The organism is Nocardioides campestrisoli, assembly GCF_013624435.2.
GTDB lineage: Bacteria > Actinomycetota > Actinomycetes > Propionibacteriales > Nocardioidaceae > Nocardioides > Nocardioides campestrisoli.
Genome location: NZ_CP061768.1, coordinates 2,670,256 through 2,690,687, shown reverse-complemented (window position 1 = coordinate 2,690,687; position 20,432 = coordinate 2,670,256). Strand labels below are relative to the sequence as shown.

Below are 20,432 nucleotides of genomic sequence, written 5' to 3'. Positions count from 1 at the left end.
CCACTGCCCGACCTGCGGACGACCTGGCTCGCTGCGGCCGCCTGGGCCGGAGGTCTGTGCGGCCTCCGCGCCCCGGAGCCGGTGGTCGCCGTCTCGGCGCTGGTGCTGGTCGCGCTGCTGCTGCTCGCACTGCTGGGCCGTGGACCCGCGCGCTCGCCGGCTCGTGCGGCAGCGGTGCTGATGGTCGCGGTGGTGCTGGTCGGTGGCTGGGCCCGGACGACGTCGGCCACCCACGGGCCGGTGGCCGAGCTGGCGGCCCAGCGCGCCTGGGTCGAGGCCGAGCTCGTGGTCACCTCTGACCCGCGACCCGTCGCCGGCCGGTTCGGCGAGCAGGTGCTGGTCCGTGGCACGGTCCGGGAGGTGGCGGGCGGAGGCCGGCACTGGCAGGTGCGCAGCCCTGTGGTCGTGGTGGCGGACCCGGACTGGCGCGGGGTCGCCCTCGGCTCCACCGTGAGCCTCTCCGGACGGCTCCAGCCTGCCGAGGGAGACGTCGCGGCCCTGCTCCGACCGCGCGCTGGACCGCCGAGCACCGTGGCCGAGCCGGACGTGTGGTGGCGGGCGGCCTCGGTGGTGCGAGCCGGCATCCGCCGCGCGGTCGAGCCCAGGCCCGAGGACCAGCGGGTGCTCGTGCCTTCGTTGGTGGTCGGCGACGACGCCGGCCTCGATCCCGGCCTGGCCGACGACTTCCGGACCACCGGTCTGACCCACCTGCTGGCCGTGAGCGGCACGAACCTCACCCTGATGGTCGGCTTCCTGCTGGTCGCCGGACGCTGGCTGGGGGTCCGGGGTCGGGGGCGCTACGTCCTCGCCGCGGTCGGGATCGTCGGCTTCGTGCTGCTGGCCCGGACCGAGCCGAGCGTCGTCCGCGCGGCGACCATGGGGTCCATCGCTCTGCTCGCCTTCACCAGCAACGGTCGGGACCGGGGGATCCGGACGCTGGGAGCGGCCGTCGTGGTGCTGCTGATGTGGGACCCCACCCTGGCCGTCACCGCGGGATTCGCCCTCTCGGTGCTGGCCACCGCGGGGATCCTGCTGCTGGCACCCGGCTGGCGCGACGCCGCTCGCCGGTGGCTGCCGCCTCGGGTGGCCGAGGCGGTGGCGGTGCCGGCGGCCGCCCAGCTCGCGTGCACGCCGGTGGTGGCCGCGCTCTCCGGGGAGGTGAGCCTGGTGGCGGTCCTGGCCAACGTGCTGGTCGCGCCCGCCGTCGCGCCCGCGACGGTGCTGGGCCTGCTGGGCGGACTCTGTGCCGTGGTGTGGCCCGCGCTGGGGCAGTGGGTCGCCTGGCCGGCGGCGCTCTCGGTCGGCTGGGTCATCTCGGTGGCCCGGTGGGGCGCCGGGCTGCCGGTCCCGGCGGTGACCTGGGGCACGAGCCTGTTCGCGCTCGCGCTGCTCACGGGGCTGTGCGTGCTGGGTGCGATCCTCACCCCGCGGCTGCTCGCGCGGCCGGTGCCCACGCTGCTGCTGTGCCTGGCGGTGCTGCTGGCCGTCGTCGTCCCGCGGCCGATCCGGGGGTGGCCCCCGCCCGGGTGGCTGCTGGTCGCCTGCGACGTGGGCCAGGGCGACGCCCTGGTGGTGCGCTCCGGACCCGGCTCCGCCGTCGTGGTCGACGCCGGCCCGGAGCCTGCCGCCGCGGACCGGTGCCTGGACCGGCTGGGCGTGCGGGAGGTGTCGCTCCTGGTGCTGACCCACTACCACCAGGACCACGTCGGCGGTCTGTCCGGCGTGCTGGACGGGCGGCGGGTCGCCCAGGTCTGGGCCTCTCCGCTGGCCGACCCGCCGGAGGGAGCCGCCGAGGTCGCCCGCACCCTGGGCGCGGCCGGGCTGCAGGCGCTGCCCGCGCCGTACCTGGAGATCCACCAGGTCGGAGCGGCCTCGGTCCAACCGGTGTGGCCCGGCCCCGGCCTGCCGCTGGTCGTCGCCGACGGCGATGGCGCCAACGACGCCAGCGTGGTCCTGCTGGTGGAGGTGGACGGGGTGCGCCTGCTGCTCACCGGAGACATCGAGCCGCCCGCCCAGGCGGGCCTGGGACGCGCCGTGGCAGGCCTACGGGTGGATGTGCTCAAGGTGCCGCACCACGGCAGCCGGGCCCAGGACATGGAGTTCCTGACCTCGTTGGGCGCCCGGGTCGCGCTCGTGCCGGTCGGGAAGGACAACGGCTACGGACACCCGGCGCCGGAGCTGCTGGCGGCGTTGACCGAGGGTGGGACCCGCGTCCTGCGCACGGACACCTCGGGCGACCTGGCTGTGGTGCAGGTCGACAGCGGGTTGGGTGTGGCGAGCCTGGAGTGACGCGGCCGCCGGGGGCGGCGAGCGTGCCGACGGCGGCCGCCGGGACCGTCGTCGCGGTGTGGGAGGCTTGGCGCACCATGGCTCAAGGTCCCCGTGCTTCCCAGGTCCTCGGACGCGTCACCCTGGTGACCGGCAAGGAGGAGTTCCTCAACGAGCGCACGGTCACGGCGGTGCGCCAGGCCGTGCGTCAGCACGACGCCGACGCCGAGATGGCCGAGTCGCTCGCCTCGGCCTTGACCGCCGCCGGGCTGGAGGAGATGTGTGCGCCCTCCCTCTTCTCCGCCACGCGCTGCGTCGTCGTGCGCGGTCTCGAGGAGCTGCCCGACGAGCTGTACGACCCGGTGCTCCGGCAGGCCGCCGCGCCGGTGGAGGACATCGCCCTGGTGCTGATGCACGGGGGCGGGCCTCGGGGGAGCGGGCTGCTCGCCAAGCTGCGCAAGCAGCCGGCGGTGACCGAGGTGAAGGCCGCGGAGGTCAAGTACGCCTCGGGCTTCGTGGACTTCGTCCGCGGGGAGTTCGCCCAGCTGGGCGCCCGGGTCGCCCCGGAGGCGACGGAGTTCCTGGTGCAGGCCGTCGGGCACGACCTGCGCTCCCTGGCGGCCGCGGCCTCGCAGCTCACCAGCGACTTCCCCGGCGAGCAGGTCACCCTCGAGCTGGTCAAGCGCTACTTCGGCGGGCGCGCCGAGGCCAAGTCGTTCGCCGTCGCCGACGCCACCATGGCCGGCGACGCCGACCAGGCGCTGGAGGAGCTGCGCTGGGCACTCGACGGGGGCACCCCCGGCGTGCTGGTCACCTCTGCGTTCGCCCAGTCCGTACGCGGTGTCGCTCGCTTCCTCGGGGCCGGCCGCGGACTCCGCGACGGCGACCTGGCCCGGGAGCTCGGCGTTCCTCCGTGGAAGGTCAAGACGATCCGGTCCCAGGCTCGCAGCTGGGACGACGCCGGCATCTCCCGCGCGCTGCAGGAGGTGGCCCGGGCCGACGCCGACATCAAGGGCGCCGCGCACGACGCGAGCTACACCCTCGAGCGGCTCGTGCTCACCCTCGTCGCGCTCCGCGCGCGCTGACCCGCCGTACGGAGGGTGGGAACGACGAAGGCGCCGTACTCCGTGAGGAGTGCGGCGCCTTCGGCAGCTTCAGGAAGCCAGGGTCGAGAAGACCTCAGAGAGCGGAGGCCTTCTTGGCGATGGCCGACTTGCGGTTCGCCGCCTGGTTCTTGTGGATGACGCCCTTGGAGGCCGCCTTGTCGAGCTTGCGGGCGGCGTCGCGACCGAGGGTGACCGCGGTCTCCTTGTCGCCGGCAGCCGCAGCCTCGCGGAACTTGCGCACGGCGGTCTTCAGGCCGGTCTTCACGGCCTTGTTGCGCTCGTGAGCCTTCTCGTTCTGCTTGTTGCGCTTGATCTGGGACTTGATGTTCGCCACGGAAGAACCTTCGGTCTCGGTCTGGTCAGAAAGGAAGAATGAGGTGTGTCGGCTGCCTGGCAACCCCAGAGAGGGTCGGGCGCCGGACATGCAAGCCAAGAGATTACCAGTGGCGTACGGGGCGCCCAAATCGCCTCGGTCGACGACTCAGGCCCAGCCGCGCCGCTGCGCCAGCCACAGCCAGCAGACCTCACCCTGCCACCACTGGTGAGCGCGGATCCACGGGGAGCTGGGCGGCACGGACTCGCCGCCCATCCGCAGGAAGTAGCCGCTGAGCAGGGCGAGGAACGCGTCGAGGTGGTCCGGGCGGACGGCGCGGAGCAGTGGACGCGTGGCGAGGACGTCGGCCACGTCGAGGCCGTCCCCGAGCGGCCCGAGCAGGGTCATCACGGAGTCGATCCAGGCGGCGCCCAGCACCGGCCAGTTCCAGTCGCACAGCCATGCGGTGCCGGTCCCGTCGAGCAGCACGTTGTCGGCGCGGACATCGAGGTGCACGAGCGACTCGCCCCGGCATCCCGCGGTCCAACCGGCGGCGAGCGAGGCGGCCTCGTCGCGGTACCGGTCCCAGCCCGGCAGGGAGGTCTGTCGGCTGCGCAGCGCCTGCCAGTGGGTCGGCCAGTCAGCCAGCTCGTCCTCGATCGGGGTCAGCTCCATCGAGGCGACGCTCGAGCCGGGCGCGGCAGCGACCCGCTCCAGCATGTCCAGGGTGGCGGCCAGGTCGCCGGGGGACCACGGGCGGGCGGGGTTCGTCGCCTCGACGTGCTCGATGCCCAGGACGACCCAGTCGTCGTCCAGCAGCCACGAGAGCCTGGGTGCCGGCACCCCCTCGGGCAACGAGGCGAGCCTGCGCGCCTCCTCGCGGTAGGCGTCGGCGAACGGACGCTGTGCCTTCGTCGAGGCGGCCTTGACGAAGTGCCGGGACCCGTCCTCGCAGGCCAGGACGCTGGCGAACCCGGGGGTGAAGCCCGCCCCCTGGGAGTGGGCCGCCACGACCGGCGAGCCGCACCTGCGCTCGACGTACCGTCGAATCCCGGGCGGCAGGAAGGCCCACTCCAGCCGACGTGCCGTGGCCAGCGGGGGAGCGGGGTACGTCGTCACGGGGCGCATCCTCTCTCATCCGGGCCGGGGACCGCGCGCGGGTTACTCGCTGGCTTTCGGTGGCACGGTGCCCCCGTGGAAGAATGGGTCGACCACGCTCTGCACGCCGTACCGAAAGTCACCTGTGTCCAAGACCGCACCGCAGCCCGGCCAGACCGATCCGTCGATCATCCGGAACTTCTGCATCATCGCCCACATCGACCACGGCAAGTCGACGCTGGCGGACCGGATGCTTCAGCTGACCGGCGTGGTCGACGCACGCGCGGCCCGCGCGCAGTACCTCGACCGGATGGACATCGAGCGCGAGCGCGGCATCACCATCAAGAGCCAGGCCGTGCGCATGCCCTGGACGGTGCCGGCGGACAACGCCGAGCTGGCGGAGCCCGGCACCTACGTGCTGAACATGATCGACACCCCTGGCCACGTCGACTTCACCTACGAGGTCTCCCGCTCGCTGGAGGCGTGCGAGGCGGCGGTGCTGCTGGTCGACGCCGCCCAGGGGATCGAGGCCCAGACCCTGGCCAACCTCTACCTGGCGATGGGTGCGGACCTGCACATCATCCCGGTGCTGAACAAGATCGACCTGCCGGGCGCGAACCCGGAGAAGTACGCCGCCGAGCTCGCCGGCCTGGTGGGCTGCGAGCCCGAGGACGTGCTGCGGGTCAGCGCCAAGACCGGCATGGGCGTCGAGGGGCTGCTCAACGAGATCGTCCGGCAGACCCCGGCCCCGGTCGGCGACGCCGACGCCCCGCCGCGGGCGCTGATCTTCGACTCCGTCTACGACACCTACCGCGGCGTGGTCACCTACGTCCGCGTGGTCGACGGCAAGCTCAGCCACCGCGACCGGATCAAGATGATGTCGACCGGCGCGGTCCACGAGATGCTCGAGGTCGGCGTGATCAGCCCCGAGCCGGTCAAGGCCGCCGACCTCGGCGTGGGGGAGGTCGGGTACCTGATCACCGGTGTGAAGGACGTGCGTCAGTCGCGCGTCGGCGACACCGTGACCAGCCAGCACAACGGCGCGACCGAGGCGCTGGGTGGCTACAAGCACCCCAACCCGATGGTCTACTCGGGGCTCTACCCGATCGACGGCGACGACTACCCGACGCTGCGCGACGCCCTCGAGCGGCTGCAGCTCAACGACGCGGCGCTGACCTTCGAGCCCGAGACGTCGGGCGCGCTGGGCTTCGGCTTCCGGATCGGCTTCCTGGGGCTCCTGCACATGGAGATCACCCGGGACCGCCTCGAGCGCGAGTTCAACCTCGACCTGATCTCGACGGCCCCCAACGTGGTCTACGAGGTGCAGATGGAGGACGGCTCCGAGGTCGTGGTGACCAACCCGAGCGAGTATCCCGAGGGCAAGATCGCCGAGGTGCGCGAGCCGGTCGTCAAGGCCACGATCCTGAGCCCCAGCGACTACATCGGCACGATCATGGAGCTGTGCCAGACCAAGCGCGGCAACCTGCAGGGCATGGACTACCTCTCCGAGGACCGGGTGGAGATGCGGTACACCCTGCCCATGGGCGAGATCGTCTTCGACTTCTTCGACCAGCTGAAGTCGCGGACCAAGGGCTACGCCTCGCTCGACTACGAGCGCTCCGGCAAGCAGGCCGCCGACCTGGTCAAGGTCGACATCCTGCTGCAGGGTGAGCCCGTCGACGCGTTCTCCGCGATCGTGCACCGCGACGCGGCGTACTCCTACGGCGTGATGATGGCCGGGAAGCTCAAGGACCTGATCCCGCGCCAGCAGTTCGAGGTGCCGATCCAGGCGGCCATCGGCGCCCGGGTGATCGCCCGGGAGAACATCCGCGCCATCCGCAAGGACGTGCTGGCCAAGTGCTACGGCGGCGACATCAGCCGCAAGCGCAAGCTGCTGGAGAAGCAGAAGGCCGGAAAGAAGCGGATGAAGAACATCGGCACGGTCGAGGTGCCGCCGGAGGCGTTCGTCGCCGCGCTGTCGACCACGCAGCCGTCGGAGAAGACCAAGAAGTAGGCGTGAGCCAGCACGCGGCGGTGCGGGTCCCCGACGGGCTGGAGGCCCGCCGCGCCCTCGGCGAGCCGTGGGTCTCCTGGCTCGACCGGCTGCCCGGGCTCGCGCGCGAGGTGCTGGCGGAGTGGGAGCTGTCGCCGGACGGACCGGCGATGCACGGTCACTGCTCGCTGGTGCTGCCGGTACGCCGCGCCGAGGGGGAGCTCGGCGTCCTGAAGCTCGCGCTCCCGGACGCGGAGTCCGAGCACGAGGCGCTCGCGCTGCAGCGCTGGGCCGGCGACGGGGCGGTGCGGATGCTGCGCGCGGATCCCGCCCGGCGCGCGATGCTGCTGGAACGACTCGGTCGGCGCACCCTGGCCGAGGAGTGGGACGTGCAGGCCTGTGAGCTGGTGGGCCAGCGCTACGCCCGGCTGCACCTGCCCGCGCCGCCCCAGCTGCGTCTGCTCAGCGACCAGGTCGCCCGGTGGACGGCGTCGCTGGCGGCGCTGCCGGCCGGGGCGCCGCTGCCGCACCGCCTGGTCGAGCAGGCGGTCTCGCTGGGCCGCGAGCTGACGTCCGACCCGGGTGAGCGGCGCCTGCTGCACACCGACCTGCACTACGACAACGTCCTGGCCGGGGAGCGCGAGGAGTGGCTGGTGATCGACCCGAAGCCGCTGGCCGGGGACCCCCACTACGAGGTCGCGCCCCTGCTGTGGAACCGCTGGGACGAGCTGGCCGGCGACGTGCGCGCCGGGGTGCGCCGCCGGTTCCACGCGGTCGTCGACGCCGCCGGGCTGGACGAGGAGCGCGCGCGGGACTGGGTCGTGGTGCGGATGCTGCACAATGCCCTGTGGGGCCTGAGCGACGACCCGGGGCAGGTCCGGCGCGGGACCCGTGAGCTCCTGACGGTCTGTGTCGCCGTCGCGAAGGCCGTGCAGGACTGAGAGCCGTGCGCGACGCAGGGCCGACCAGCTCGAAGGAGGCGTGATGGACGCGCAGGTGCTCGCGGTCAACGTCGGCAAGGCGGAGACCGGGCCGTGGACCGGCCGGGTCGGACGCTCGGGGATCCGCAAGCTGGCCGTCGACGGCCCGGTGATGGCCCGACGTACCGGGATGGCGGGGGACACGGTCTGCGACCGGAAGTTCCACGGCGGGCCGAACAAGGCGGTCTATGCCTTCGCCCGGGAGGACCTGGACCACTGGCAGGAGGAGCTGGGGCGTCCGGTGCCCGACGGTCACTTCGGCGAGAACCTGACCACCTCGGGCATCGACCTGAACGCCGCGCTCCTCGGCGAGCGGTGGCGGGTCGGCGCGGCCCTGCTCGAGGTCTCCACGGTGCGCACCCCGTGCCGCGTCTTCGCGGGCTGGATGGGGTTGACCGGCTACGACGACACCGCCTGGATCAAGAGGTTCACCGCCCACGGACACCCGGGCGCCTACCTGCGGGTGCTCGAGGAGGGGGCCGTCGAGCGCGGCGACGGGATCGAGGTCGTCGAACGCCCCGATCACGACGTGACCATCGAGCTGGCCTTCCGGGCCTTCACCACCGAGCGCGCCCTGCTGCCGGCCCTGCTGGTGGTGGAGGACCTCTCGGAGGACCTGCGGCGCAAGGCGGTCGCCTACCTGGCCCACTGACCGGCCGAGGGGCGGAGTACCGTCGAGGGAGTGAGTACTCGGCACACGGCACGCGTTCCTCAAGGCACGGACCGCTCATTCTTCGGCCAGCCGCGGGTGCTGGCCAACCTGTTCGGCGTGGAGCTGTGGGAGCGGTTCAGCTTCTACGGCATGCAGGGGATCCTGCTGATCTACCTGTACTTCAGCGTCTCCGACGGCGGGCTCGGGATCGACCGCGGCGTCGCGGCCGGCATCGTCGGCGCCTACGGCGGGTCGGTCTACCTCTCCACGATCCTCGGCGCGTGGTTCGCGGACCGGCTCTTCGGGGCCGAGCGGACCCTCTTCTACTCCGCCGTCATGGTGATGGCCGGGCACGTGGCCCTCGCGCTCCTGCCCGGCCTGGTCGGGGTGGGCGTGGGCCTCGTACTCGTGGCGCTGGGCAGCGGCGGGGTCAAGGCGAACGCCACCTCGCTGGTCGGGTCGCTCTACGGCGAGCACGACGAGCGCCGCGACGCCGGCTTCTCGATCTTCTACATGGGGATCAACATCGGTGCGCTGGTCGGCCCCCTGCTGACCGGCGTGCTCCAGAAGGAGTGGGGCTTCCACTTCGGCTTCGGCCTGGCCGCCCTGGGCATGGCCTTCGGCCTGGCGCAGTACGCGCGTGGACGCAGCCGGCTCCCCGAGGAGACCCACCACGTGCCCAACCCCCTGCCCGCTGGGCGGCTGCCGCGGTACGCCGCCGCCGCCGTCGTGGTGGTCGCGCTGCTGGTCGTCCTGTCGGTGACCGGGGTGATCACCGCGGGCCGGCTCGACGACCTGGTGATCGGCGTGACGGTGGTGGCTGCCGTCGCCCTGTTCTCGCTGATGCTGCTGGACCGGTCGGTGGTCGGGGCCGAGCGGAGCAGGGTGTTCTCGATGATCCCGCTCTTCATCTGCAGCGCGGTCTTCTGGTCGCTCTACCAGCAGCAGTTCACGGTGGTCACGATCTACGCCGACGAACGGCTCGACCGGAACCTGTTCGGGTGGGAGATGCCGATCTCCTGGGTGCAGTCGATCAACCCGGTCTTCATCATCGCGCTGGCCGGCGTCTTCGCCGCGCTGTGGACGAAGCTGGGGGACCGGGCCCCGGGGACGCCGGTCAAGTTCGGTCTGTCCGCCGTCGTCATGGGCCTGGCCTTCCTGGCGTTCCTGGCGATGCCGTCGGGGCCGAGCTCGGCGCCGCTGCTGGGCCTGGTCGCGATCCTGCTGCTGTTCACCGTCGCCGAGCTGCTGATCTCCCCGGTGGGGCTCTCGGTCTCCACCAAGCTCGCCCCGACCAAGTACCGCACGCAGATGGTGGCGCTGTTCTTCCTCTCCGTGGCGCTGGGCTCCGCGATCTCCGGCACCCTGGCCGGGTACTACGAGCCCGAGGACGACACCGGGTTCTTCCTCATCGTGGGCGGCGTCTCGATCGTCGTCGGTCTGCTCGTGCTGGCGGCCCGTGGCCCGATCCAGCGGCTGATGGCCGGGGTGCGCTGAGCGTTCCGTCCGCGGATTTCCTGCCACGCTCCACGCCTGAAACGCCGGGATTCGCTACCGGTGAGTCACTTAGTGATCTACGTTACTCCCAAGCAGTCAGTCGGCGGACGCGTTCGCGCCTCGCGCCACGAACCGAAGTCAGGGAGAAATGCCGAACAACGACACCAGCTTCATGGCGGACATGCACCCGAACGTGGCGGTCCAGTTCTACGACCGCGTGGCCAAGTCCCCGGAGCGTGAGGCGTTCCGCTACCCCACCAAGGCCGAGACCTGGGAGTCGGTCACCTGGGCGGAGGCGGGGGAGATCGTCCGCAACCTCGCGGGCGGGCTGCTCTCGCTCGGGCTCCAGCCCGAGATGCGCGTCGGCATCGCCTCGGGCACCCGCTACGAGTGGGTGCTCGCGGACCTGGCGATCATGTGCGCCGCCGCGGCGACGACCACGGTCTACCCGACGACCAACGAGGAGGACACGGCGTACATCCTGTCCGACTCCGAGTGCCGGGTGGTCTTCGCCGAGGACGACGCCCAGATCGCCAAGCTGGTGGCCCGCAAGTCCGAGCTGCCCTACGTGGCCAAGGTCGTCACCTTCGAGGGCAAGACCGAGGACGACTGGGTGATCAGCCTTGACGACCTCTCCGCCCTGGGTGAGTCCTACCTGGCCGCCAACCCGGGCGTGCTGGAGGCGAAGGCCGAGGCGATCCGCCCCGAGCAGCTGGCCACCCTGATCTACACCTCCGGCACCACCGGCCGCCCCAAGGGCGTGCGGCTGCGGCACCAGTCGTGGGTCTACGAGGGCAGCGCCATCGCCTCGCTGGGCATCCTGAGCGAGGACGACCTGCAGTTCCTCTGGCTGCCGATGGCGCACTCCTTCGGCAAGGTGCTGCTCTCCACGCAGATGGCCTGTGGCTTCCCGACCGCCATCGACGGCCGGGTCGAGCGCATCGTCGACAACCTGGCGATCGTCAAGCCGACCTTCATGGGAGCCGCTCCGCGGATCTTCGAGAAGGCCCACGGCAAGATCGTCACCATGCAGGCCGCCGAGGGCGGCGCCAAGGAGAAGATCTTCAAGAAGGCGTTCGAGGTCGGCCTGGAGGTCGAGCGGCGCAAGCGGGACGGCGAGAGCATCCCGTTCGGCCTCGGCCTCAAGCACAAGGTGCTGGACAAGCTGGTCTTCTCCAAGATCCGCGACCGCTTCGGCGGACGGGTCCGCTTCTTCATCTCCGGCGCTGCCGCGCTCAACCAGGACATCGCGGAGTGGTTCGGCGCCGCGGGCATCAAGATCCTCGAGGGCTACGGGCTCACCGAGACCTCGGCCGGCACGTTCGTCAACCACCCGGACGCCAACAAGTTCGGCACCGTGGGCCCGCCCTTCCCGGGCACCGAGGTCAAGCTGGGCGAGAACGACGAGGTCCTGATCAAGGGTCCCGGCGTGATGGAGGGCTACCACAACCTGCCCGAGGAGACCGCCAAGTCGCTCACCCCCGAGGGCTGGTTCCACACCGGTGACAAGGGTGCGCTGGACTCCGACGGGCACCTCAAGATCACCGGCCGGATCAAGGAGCTCTTCAAGACCTCCAACGGCAAGTACGTCGCGCCGCCCGCGGTCGAGTCGAAGTTCAAGGCCGTCTGCCCCTACGCCAGCCAGTTCATGGTCTTCGGCAGCGAGCGCCCGTACTGCGTCGCGCTGGTCACGCTCGACCCCGACGCGATGGCGAACTGGGCGGAGGAGAACGGCATGTCCGGCGCCTCCTACACCGAGATCGTGCGCAGCGACGAGGTCAAGGAGATGGTCCAGGGCTACGTCGAGCAGATGAACTCCCAGCTCAACCGGTGGGAGACCATCAAGAAGTGGGAGCTGCTCGACCACGACCTCACCGTCGAGTCCGGCGAGCTCACGCCGTCGATGAAGGTCAAGCGCAACGTGGTGGAGAACAACTACACCGACCTGATCGAGAAGATGTACGTCTGAGGTCCGGCGGCTCGGCCGCCTCCTCCACCAGGGCCCCGCGGGAGACCGCGGGGCCCTGGTGCGTCCTGGTGCGTCCTGGCAGGGTCCTCGTTTCCCCCTCGCACCCAGCCGCGTGGTGGGATGGCGACGTGCCCTCTGCGTTGCCTGCCGGCGAGCCCGCCCCCGAGGACGGGTCCCTGCCCCCCGAGTCCCTGGTGGGCGCCGGGGAGCGTCCCCTCGGCGTCTACGTGCACGTGCCCTTCTGCCGGGTGCGGTGCGGCTACTGCGACTTCAACACCTACACGCCCGGCGAGCTGGGGGAGGTGGGCGGCGCCACGGTCGCCTCGTACGCCGACTCGGTCGTCGCCGAGCTGCGCCTGGCCGGCCGGGTGCTCGGCGAGGAGTCGGCGCGCCGCCCGGTCAGCACGGTCTTCCTCGGCGGCGGCACCCCGACGCTGCTCCCGCCCGACGACCTCGCGACGGTGCTCGCGGCGATCGACCGGGAGCTGGGCCTGGCGCCCGACGCCGAGGTGACGACCGAGGCGAACCCCGACAGCGTCACGCCGGCCGGGCTCGCCCGGCTTCGCGAGGCCGGCTACACCCGGGTCTCGTTCGGCATGCAGTCCGCCGTCGGTCACGTGCTCGAGGTGCTCGACCGGACCCACGACCCGGCTCGCGTGCCGCTCGCGGTCGAGTGGGCCCGGGCAGCGGGCTTCGAGGAGATCAGCCTCGACCTCATCTACGGCACCCCGGGGGAGTCGCAGCAGGACTGGGCCACGTCGCTGGACGCGGCGCTCGCGTCCGCACCCGACCACGTGTCGGCGTACTCCCTGATCGTGGAGCCGGGCACCGCGCTGGCCCGCCGGGTCCGTCGCGGCGAGCTCCCGGAGCCGGACGACGACGACCTGGCGGACAAGTACCTGATGGCCGACGAGCGCCTCACCGCAGCCGGGCTGGGGTGGTACGAGGTGTCCAACTGGGCGCGTCGCCCGGAGAGCCGGTGCCGGCACAACCTGCTCTACTGGACGGGCGGCGACTGGTGGGGTGCCGGGCCCGGTGCTCACTCGCACGTCGGTGGGGTGCGGTGGTGGAACGTCAAGCACCCGGCGGCCTACCAGCAGCGGCTGGCCGCCGGGCTGAGCCCCGCCCACGGCCGCGAGCTGCTCACCGACTCCGAGCGGCACCTCGAGCGGGTCCTGCTGGAGCTGCGGCTGGTCGACGGCCTCGCGCTGGACGCCCTGGGCGAGCCCGAGCGCGACCGGGTGCCCGAGGTGGTGGCGCGGGGTCTCGTGGTGGTCGACGGCGACCGGTTGGTGCTGACCCGCGAGGGCAGGCTGCTGGCCGACGGCGTGGTCCGCCACCTCCTGGACGACTGAGCCGGAGGCTCCGGATCCGCGCCCTCAGGGGGCGGTGACGAAGTCGATGAGCTCCTCGACCCGCCCGAGCAGGGCGGGGTCGAGGTCCTGGAAGCCGCGTACGCCGCCCAGGATGTGCTTCCAGGCGCGGGCGATGTCGGCCTGGTCGCGGTGTGGCCAGCCGAGCTGCTGGCAGGTGCCCTTCTTCCAGTCGATGTGCCGCGGCACGTCTGGCCAGCGGTCGAAGCCGAGTCGCTGCGGCTTGACCGCCTGCCAGACGTCGATGAACGGGTGGCCCACGATCAGCACGTGCTTGCCCACCGCGGAGCGCATGATGCCCTGGGCGATCCGGCTCTCCTTCGACCCGGGGACCAGGTGGTCGACCAGCACGCCGACGCGGCGGTCGGGGCCCGGCTTGAAGTCCTTGAGGTGGTCGGCCAGGTCGTCGACGCCCCCGAGGAACTCGACCACCACGCCCTCGATCCGCAGGTCGTCGCCCCAGACCTTCTCCACCAGCTCGGCGTCGTGGCGGCCCTCGACGAAGATCCGGCTCTGCCGGGCGACGCGGGCCTTGGCCCCGTGCACGGCCACCGAGCCCGACGCGGTGCGGGTCGCCTTCGCCGGGGCCGCGCGCTGCACCGGCGGAGTGAGCACCACCGGGGCGCCCTCGAGCAGGAAGCCGGGGCCCATCGGGAAGGTCCGGCGGGTGAAACGCCGGTCCTCCAGGGTCACCGTCCGCAGGTCGCGGTCGATCCCGACGATCTCGCCGCACCAGCCGGTGGTGACCTCCTCGATCACCAGGCCGACCTCGGCGGGCCTGTCCTGGGCTCGCCCGCGCGCGGGGGCGCGCCAGTCGGTGGAGAGGACGTCGGAGCCGTAGCGGTCACTGGGGGAAGGCACCGGACCACGCTAGAACGGCGGCCCGGCCAGCCCGGGAAGGACGCGCGGGCAGGGGCGGATCAGCCCTCGGGAATGCCGGCCTGACCGTCCTCGCCGGCACTGTCGCCCGAGCTGTCGCCGGCGCTGTCGTCCTGGACGTCGTGCATGCCCAGCTCGTCGGGCGACCTGGTCTCCGGGTCGTCGGGGTCCAGGGGCTCGGCCAGCGGGTTGTCCTCGCCGGGTCGCACGTCCTCGGGCAGCTGGTCGTCGTCGATGCCGGCGACCGAGCGCTCGTCGGGCGCGGTGTCGCCGGCGCCGTGGTCGGCGTCCGCCTCGCTGGACTCGCTGCTGGCCTGGGGCAGGTCGGTGGGGTCGCTCATGGTCGCGTCGTACCCCGCGGTGAGGGTGGTCACACGGGTCGCGCGGCCTGGGTCAGACCAGCGGGAGCGTGCGCCGGGCCTGGGGGAGCTGGTCGTAGGCGCGGGCGACGCCCTCGGCGATGTGCTCGGGCGGGAACGGCCACGACGCCGCGGCCAGGGCCTCCGCCCGCGGAACCCCTCGTCCGGCCAGGTCGCGCAGGGTCTCCGCGACGATGCCCACGTCGCCGCGCTGCTGCTCGACGAAGTCGCGGTCCACGGGGATGCCGTGGCCGGGAACCACCACGGTGCTGCCGGAGGCCAGCCCGAGGACCATGTCCAGCGCGATCGGCCAGTCCAGGGGCCACGAGTCCGCGCCGTACCACGGCGGGGTCGCCTCCTCCACGAGGTCGCCCACGACCAGGAGGTCGGCGTCCGGCACGCGGACGACCAGGTCGCCCGCGGTGTGGGCCCGTCCGGGGTGGAAGAGCTCGACCACCCGGTCGCCCAGGTCCAGGGTGCTGACCGAGGAGAAGGTGCGGGTCGCGGTGGGGACGTCCGCGTCCTCGTGGGCGACCACCTCGGGAGCGCCCAGCGCCGTGTTCCCGCCCACGTGGTCGACGTGGTCGTGGGTGTTGACGACGGCGACCACCTCGCCGCGGCCGAGCGCCGCCACGTCGGCCGCCAGCTCGCGGCCCGCCTCCACGGACTCGCGGCTGTCGACGACCACGAGGCCGCGCTCCCCGCCGAGCACTGTCACGTTCACGTCGTAGGCGGCGTACCGTGCCACCCAGACCCGGTCGGCTACCTCGACGAGCTGCGTCATGCCGTCGAGCCTAGTCGGCGCTCGCGGGCCTAGTAGACTTGGCACTCGCGGAAGCAGAGTGCCAGCATCCGGACCGGGACAGACCCGACACCAGCGACCGCGGCACGGAGCCCGTGCCCGGCGCGAGACACCAGGATTGGAGGAGCCATGTCGGACGACCGCAAGCTCGCCGTCCTGCGTGCGATCGTGGAGGACTACGTGGCCACCGAGGAGCCGGTCGGCTCCAAGGCCCTCGTGGAACGGCACGGGCTGGGGGTCTCGCCCGCCACGGTGCGCAACGACATGGCCGCGCTGGAGGACGAGGGATTCATCCACCAGCCGCACACCAGTGCCGGCCGGGTGCCGACCGACAAGGGCTACCGCCTCTTCGTCGACCGGCTGACCACCGTCAAGCCGATGACCGGGGCGGAGAAGCGCGCCATCGCCTCCTTCCTCGACGGTGCGGTCGACCTCGACGACGTGGTCCAGCGCTCCGTGCGCACCCTCTCCCAGCTCACCCGCCAGGTGGCGGTCGTGCAGTACCCCACCCTGTCGCGCAGCACCGTGCGCCACGTCGAGGTCGTGCTCCTGGCGCCGGGCCGCCTGCTGCTGGTGCTGATCCTGTCCACCGGCCGGGTCGAGCAGCGGGTGGTCGAGCTGCCCGACGGCACCGGGGAGCTCGACGACGACCGGCTGGTCGACCTGCGCCAGCGCATCGCCCGGACCGCGTCCGGCCAGCGGATCGCGGAGGCCGCGACCGCGCTGTCGGCCCTGCTGGGCGAGGTCCCCGCTCCCGACCTGGCCCTGACCACCGCGGTCGTCGAGGCGCTCACCGACGCGATGTCCGACCACCGCCGCGACGAGCGCGTCGCGGTCGGGGGTGCGGCCAACCTGGCGCGCTTCGGCCAGGACTTCGACACCACCGTGCGGCCGCTGCTGGAGGCGCTCGAGGAGCAGGTCGTGCTGCTCAAGCTCCTCGGCGAGGTGGCGGACGCCGGTGCGGTGACGGTCCGGATCGGCCACGAGGGCCCGTACACCGAGCTCGCCGGCACCAGTGTGGTCGCCACCGGCTACGGGCCGGGCCAGGACGCCCTGGCCAGCCTGGGCATCGTGGGGCCCACCCGCATGGACTACCCCGGCACCATGGCAGCGGTCCGCGCCGTCGCCCGTTACGTCTCCCGCATCCTGGACGAGGCCTGAGCGCCCCGCCCATTCCCACCCACGACGAAGGACGAAGTTGAGCCAGGACCTCTACGAGTTGCTCGGTGTGCCCAAGGACGCCGATGCCGACACGATCAAGAAGGCCTACCGACGGCTGGCGCGCCAGCTGCACCCGGACGTGAACCCGGACCCCGAGACCCAGGAGCGGTTCAAGGAGGTGACCGGCGCCTACGAGGTCCTCTCGGACCCGCAGAAGCGGGCGCACTACGACCGCGGCGGCGACCCCTTCGGCGGCGCCGGGGGGTTCGGCCAGGGAGCGGGGTTCTCGTTCACCGACATCATGGACGCGTTCTTCGGCGGCGCCGGACCGGGCGCGGCGACCGGTGGCGGCCGCGGACCCCGCCCGCGCACCCGGCGGGGCCAGGACGCGCTGATCGCCCTCGAGATCGAGCTGGCCGAGGCCGCCTTCGGCGTGACCCGGGAGATCAAGGTCGACACCGCGGTGGCGTGCACCACCTGCCACGGCGAGGGCACCGCCCCGGGCACCCACCCGACCACCTGCGAGACCTGTCGCGGCGCCGGTGAGGTCGCCCAGGTGCAGCGCTCGTTCCTGGGCGAGATCCGCACGCTGCGCCCGTGCGCCGCCTGCCGTGGCTTCGGCACGGTCATCGCTGACCCGTGCCGGGAGTGCGCGGGTGACGGGCGGGTGCGCTCGCGGCGCACCCTCACCGTGAAGATCCCCGCGGGCGTCGACGACGGCACCCGCGTCCAGCTCGCGGAGCAGGGCGAGGTCGGCCCCGGCGGCGGGCCCGCCGGGGACCTCTACGTCGAGATCCGGGTCGCCCAGCACCCGACGTTCATCCGTGCCGGCAACGACCTGCACTGCACGGTCTCGGTGCCGATGACCGCGGCCGCGCTGGGCACCACCGTCGTCCTGCCGCTGCTGGAGGCCGACCTGCACGAGGAGGGCGAGGACAAGCCCACCACCTTCGACCTGGAGATCCGGCCCGGGACCCAGTCCGGCACCGAGCAGGTGATCCGCGGCGAGGGCGTGCCGGGCCTGCGCGGCGGGCGGGGCGACCTGGTCGTCACCGTGATCGTCGAGACGCCCACCCGCCTCGACGCCCGCCAGGAGGAGCTGCTCCGCGAGCTGTCGCAGCTGCGCGGCGAGGAGTCTCCGGAGGGCACCGTGAAGGCGTCCGGCAAGTCGGTCTTCGGCCGGCTGCGCGACGCCTTCGGGCACTGACGGCGCTCGCGATGTCGCTGCCCGTGCACCGGGTCCCCACGCTCGCCGGCGTCCGGGTCGGGGAGGTCGTCGAGGTCACCGGTGCCGAGGCTCACCACGCGGTCGCCGTACGCCGGCTCCGGGTGGGCGAGCAGGTGGTGCTCACCGACGGTCTCGGCCTGGCCGCCCAGGGCGAGGTGACCGGCACCGGCAAGCGGCTCCTGGCGGTGACCGTCTCCGCGCTGGAGCAGACGCCGCGACCCAGCCCGGCGTTCACCGTGGTGCAGGCCCTGCCGAAGGGTGACCGCGGCGAGCTGGCGGTCGAGGTGCTGACCGAGGTCGGGGTGGACGTCGTCGTCCCGTGGGCGGCCGCTCGCAGCGTCGCGGTCTGGCGCGGGGAGCGTGCGGTCAAGTCGCACGCCAAGTGGGTGGCCACGGCCGCCGAGGCGGCGAAGCAGGCGCGCCGCTCCTGGTTCCCCGAGGTGCGGGAGCTGGCCACCACCGCCGAGGTCTGCGACCTCGTCGCGGGGCTGGGCGCAGACGGCCTCGCCGTGGTCCTGCACGAGGACGCCGCCGACCCCTTGCCCGCGCTGCCGGACTCCGCGCGCGAGGTCCTGCTGGTGGTCGGCCCGGAGGGCGGGATCTCGCCCGAGGAGCTGGCGGCGCTGACCGACGCCGGGGCGCGGGTCGCCCGTCTGGGGTCCGAGGTGCTGCGTACCTCGACCGCCGGGGTCGCCGCGGTGGCGGCGCTGATGGCGCGCTCGGCGCGCTGGCGGTAGCGACCCGGTCGCCGGGGCCGACGGGCCGGCGGCAGACAGCTCGGGCCGCCGCGTGGGAGAGTGCGCTCATGAGCGATCCGAGTCCCTCCGAGACGTGCCTCTTCTGCCGGCTGGTGGCCGGTGACGTGCCCGCCGAGGTCGTCCACACCAGCGACGGCTCCGTGGCGTTCCGCGACATCAACCCCCAGGCGCCCACGCACGTCCTGGTGGTCCCGCGCGAGCACCACGCCAACGCCGTCGAGCTGGCCACCCAGGCACCCGAGGCGCTCGCGGACCTGGTGCGGGTCGCCGACGCGGTCGCCGAGGCCGAGGGGCTGGCCGGCGACTACCGGCTGGTCTTCAACACCGGGGCGGGCGCCGGCCAGACGGTGTTCCACACCCACCTGCACCTGCTCGGCGGGCGACCGCTGACCTGGCCCCCCGGCTGAGCGGGCGCCCGGGCGAGAACTCGCTGGGAGGCGTGCCCGGCCCCGACGTAGCATGGGGTGGCCAAGCCGCCATCCGAAAGGCCACCCCACGGGGAACATGACTGACTCGCCACTCATCACCAAGCACACCGTCGTGGTGCCCAACAGCATCAACATGGTCAGCCTCCTGGGACCGGGCGACGAGCACCTCGCGCTGATCGAGGAATCCTTCGACGCCGACGTGCACGTCCGCGGCAACCGCGTCACCTTCCACGGTGACGCCGCCGAGATCGCCCTGGCCGAGCGGCTGCTCGACGAGGTCGTCGCGATCCTGCGCACCGGGCAGGGCGTCACCTCGGAGACCATCGAGCGGATCGTGTCGATGCTGCGCCAGGAGACCACCGAGCGCCCGGCCGACGTGCTCTCGCTCAACATCCTGTCGAACCGGGGTCGGACGATCCGGCCCAAGACGCTGAACCAGAAGCGCTACGTCGACTCGATCGACAAGCACACCATCACCTTCGGCATCGGCCCGGCGGGCACCGGCAAGACCTACCTGGCGATGGCCAAGGCGGTCCAGGCGCTGCAGGCCAAGGCGGTCACCCGGATCATCCTGACCCGTCCGGCGGTCGAGGCGGGGGAGCGGCTGGGCTACCTGCCCGGCACGCTGAGCGAGAAGATCGACCCGTACCTGCGCCCGCTCTACGACGCGCTGCACGACATGATCGACCCCGAGACGATCCCCAAGCTGCTCGCCGCGGGCACGATCGAGGTGGCCCCCCTGGCCTACATGCGTGGCCGGACCCTCAACGACGCGTTCATCATCCTCGACGAGGCGCAGAACACCTCGCCCGAGCAGATGAAGATGTTCCTGACCCGGCTGGGCTTCGGCTCCAAGATCGTGGTCACCGGTGACGTCACCCAGGTCGACCTGCCCGGGGGTGTCAAGTCCGGGCTCAAGGTGGTCGAGAGCATCCTCACCGGGGTCGAGGACGTGGTCTTCAACCGGTTGACCAGCCACGACGTCGTCCGGCACCGGCTGGTCGGCAAGATCGTCGCGGCGTACGACGAGTTCGACGCGCGCGCCGAGAGCGCCGGCGCCGGGACCAGGGAGCGCCGATGAGCATCGAGATCCTCAACGAGTCGGGCCTGCCGCTCGACGTGCGCCGGCTCGCCGCGCTGAGCCGGTTCGTGATGGACAGCATGCGGGTCCACCCGCAGGCCGAGCTCTGCATCAAGGCCGTGGACGAGGAGACGATCGCCCAGCTCAACGGCCAGTGGATGGAGAAGGAAGGGCCCACCGACGTCCTCGCCTTCCCGATGGACGAGCTGCGTCCCGGTCTGGTCGACGAGGAGCCCGAGGAGGGTGTCCTCGGCGACCTGGTGCTGTGCCCCGAGGTGGCCCGGCAGCAGGGTGAGACCGCCGGCCACGGCACCGAGGCCGAGATCGAGCTGCTCACGGTGCACGGCATCCTCCACCTCCTGGGCTACGACCACGCGGAGCCGGAGGAGCACAAGGAGATGTTCGACCTCCAGGCACGGCTGCTGGAGCACTGGCGCGCCGCGGCGTCTGCCGACCAGTGAGTTCTGCGAGCGTCCGAGGAGGTCTC

General features: G+C 72.4%; 19 protein-coding genes. 14 read left to right on the top strand and 5 right to left on the bottom strand.

Translation table 11 applies throughout. The annotated features are described in order from the left end of the window. Positions 1–81: 81 nt before the first annotated feature. Both H8838_RS12640 and holA read left to right on the top strand, forming a co-directional pair. Positions 82–2,289 carry a ComEC/Rec2 family competence protein gene (locus H8838_RS12640; protein ID WP_224766110.1) on the top strand — a complete coding sequence of 736 codons (2,208 nt, stop codon included), beginning with the start codon at positions 82–84 and terminating at the stop codon, positions 2,287–2,289. Positions 2,290–2,366: 77 nt separating this feature from the next. Continuing rightward, positions 2,367–3,353, top strand: coding sequence for a DNA polymerase III subunit delta (holA, locus tag H8838_RS12635; RefSeq protein ID WP_185995842.1), 987 nt, complete (start codon positions 2,367–2,369; stop codon positions 3,351–3,353). Positions 3,354–3,447: 94 nt separating this feature from the next. Here the strand turns inward: holA and rpsT are convergent, their stop codons facing one another. Next, positions 3,448–3,708 carry a 30S ribosomal protein S20 gene (gene rpsT / locus H8838_RS12630; RefSeq protein ID WP_181312790.1) on the bottom strand — a complete coding sequence of 87 codons (261 nt, stop codon included), beginning with the start codon at positions 3,706–3,708 and terminating at the stop codon, positions 3,448–3,450. A 147-nt stretch (positions 3,709–3,855) separates the two neighbouring features. Beyond that, positions 3,856–4,815, bottom strand: a complete 960-nt coding sequence (locus tag H8838_RS12625) for a phosphotransferase family protein (RefSeq protein WP_185995843.1) — start codon at positions 4,813–4,815, stop codon at positions 3,856–3,858. A 115-nt stretch (positions 4,816–4,930) separates the two neighbouring features. On the opposite strand from H8838_RS12625, the gene lepA reads away from it, so the two are divergent. From lepA to hemW, 6 genes are all read left to right on the top strand, one after another. Continuing rightward, positions 4,931–6,799, top strand: coding sequence for a translation elongation factor 4 (lepA, locus tag H8838_RS12620; protein ID WP_185995844.1), 1,869 nt, complete (start codon positions 4,931–4,933; stop codon positions 6,797–6,799). A 2-nt stretch (positions 6,800–6,801) separates the two neighbouring features. Beyond that, a complete protein-coding gene (locus tag H8838_RS12615) occupies positions 6,802–7,719 on the top strand; it encodes an aminoglycoside phosphotransferase family protein (protein ID WP_185995845.1) in 918 nt (305 codons plus the stop codon). Positions 7,720–7,762: 43 nt separating this feature from the next. Continuing rightward, the gene (locus H8838_RS12610) at positions 7,763–8,410 is read left to right on the top strand and encodes an MOSC domain-containing protein (RefSeq protein WP_181312905.1); all 648 of its coding nucleotides are present in this window, start codon (positions 7,763–7,765) and stop codon (positions 8,408–8,410) included. Positions 8,411–8,440: 30 nt separating this feature from the next. Continuing rightward, positions 8,441–9,907: a peptide MFS transporter gene (locus H8838_RS12605; protein ID WP_181312786.1), complete on the top strand. Its 1,467-nt coding sequence runs from the start codon at positions 8,441–8,443 to the stop codon at positions 9,905–9,907. Positions 9,908–10,055: 148 nt separating this feature from the next. Beyond that, positions 10,056–11,876 carry an AMP-dependent synthetase/ligase gene (locus H8838_RS12600; protein WP_185995846.1) on the top strand — a complete coding sequence of 607 codons (1,821 nt, stop codon included), beginning with the start codon at positions 10,056–10,058 and terminating at the stop codon, positions 11,874–11,876. 128 nt (positions 11,877–12,004) lie between these two features. Then, positions 12,005–13,231, top strand: a complete 1,227-nt coding sequence (hemW, locus tag H8838_RS12595; protein ID WP_185995847.1) for a radical SAM family heme chaperone HemW — start codon at positions 12,005–12,007, stop codon at positions 13,229–13,231. Between the two features lie 24 nt (positions 13,232–13,255). Here hemW and H8838_RS12590 read toward each other — a convergent pair whose 3' ends face one another. From H8838_RS12590 to H8838_RS12580, 3 genes are read right to left on the bottom strand one after another with little or no spacing between them, the layout of a single operon-like run. Beyond that, a complete protein-coding gene (locus tag H8838_RS12590; RefSeq protein WP_181312783.1) occupies positions 13,256–14,110 on the bottom strand; it encodes a DUF3097 domain-containing protein in 855 nt (284 codons plus the stop codon). 59 nt (positions 14,111–14,169) lie between these two features. After that, positions 14,170–14,469, bottom strand: coding sequence for a hypothetical protein (locus tag H8838_RS12585; RefSeq protein WP_185995848.1), 300 nt, complete (start codon positions 14,467–14,469; stop codon positions 14,170–14,172). A gap of 52 nt (positions 14,470–14,521) precedes the next feature. Next, complete coding sequence (locus H8838_RS12580; protein WP_181312781.1) at positions 14,522–15,271, bottom strand: MBL fold metallo-hydrolase; 750 nt, start codon at positions 15,269–15,271, stop codon at positions 14,522–14,524. Positions 15,272–15,418: 147 nt separating this feature from the next. Here H8838_RS12580 and hrcA point away from each other — a divergent pair, with 147 nt between their 5' ends. The 6 genes from hrcA to ybeY all read left to right on the top strand — a co-directional run bounded on the left by hrcA (position 15,419) and on the right by ybeY (position 20,406). Continuing rightward, positions 15,419–16,450: a heat-inducible transcriptional repressor HrcA gene (gene hrcA, locus H8838_RS12575; RefSeq protein WP_181312780.1), complete on the top strand. Its 1,032-nt coding sequence runs from the start codon at positions 15,419–15,421 to the stop codon at positions 16,448–16,450. 37 nt (positions 16,451–16,487) lie between these two features. Continuing rightward, the gene (gene dnaJ, locus H8838_RS12570; protein ID WP_181312779.1) at positions 16,488–17,657 is read left to right on the top strand and encodes a molecular chaperone DnaJ; all 1,170 of its coding nucleotides are present in this window, start codon (positions 16,488–16,490) and stop codon (positions 17,655–17,657) included. A gap of 11 nt (positions 17,658–17,668) precedes the next feature. Beyond that, on the top strand, positions 17,669–18,415 hold the full coding sequence (locus H8838_RS12565) for a 16S rRNA (uracil(1498)-N(3))-methyltransferase (RefSeq protein ID WP_185995849.1): 747 nt from the start codon (positions 17,669–17,671) through the stop codon (positions 18,413–18,415). A 68-nt stretch (positions 18,416–18,483) separates the two neighbouring features. Then, positions 18,484–18,843: a histidine triad nucleotide-binding protein gene (locus H8838_RS12560; protein ID WP_181312777.1), complete on the top strand. Its 360-nt coding sequence runs from the start codon at positions 18,484–18,486 to the stop codon at positions 18,841–18,843. A 97-nt stretch (positions 18,844–18,940) separates the two neighbouring features. After that, complete coding sequence (locus H8838_RS12555) at positions 18,941–19,945, top strand: PhoH family protein (protein ID WP_181312776.1); 1,005 nt, start codon at positions 18,941–18,943, stop codon at positions 19,943–19,945. Next, on the top strand, positions 19,942–20,406 hold the full coding sequence (gene ybeY, locus H8838_RS12550) for an rRNA maturation RNase YbeY (protein ID WP_181312775.1): 465 nt from the start codon (positions 19,942–19,944) through the stop codon (positions 20,404–20,406). Before H8838_RS12555 ends, ybeY begins: the two co-directional genes overlap by 4 nt. The last annotated feature ends 26 nt before the right edge of the window (positions 20,407–20,432 follow it).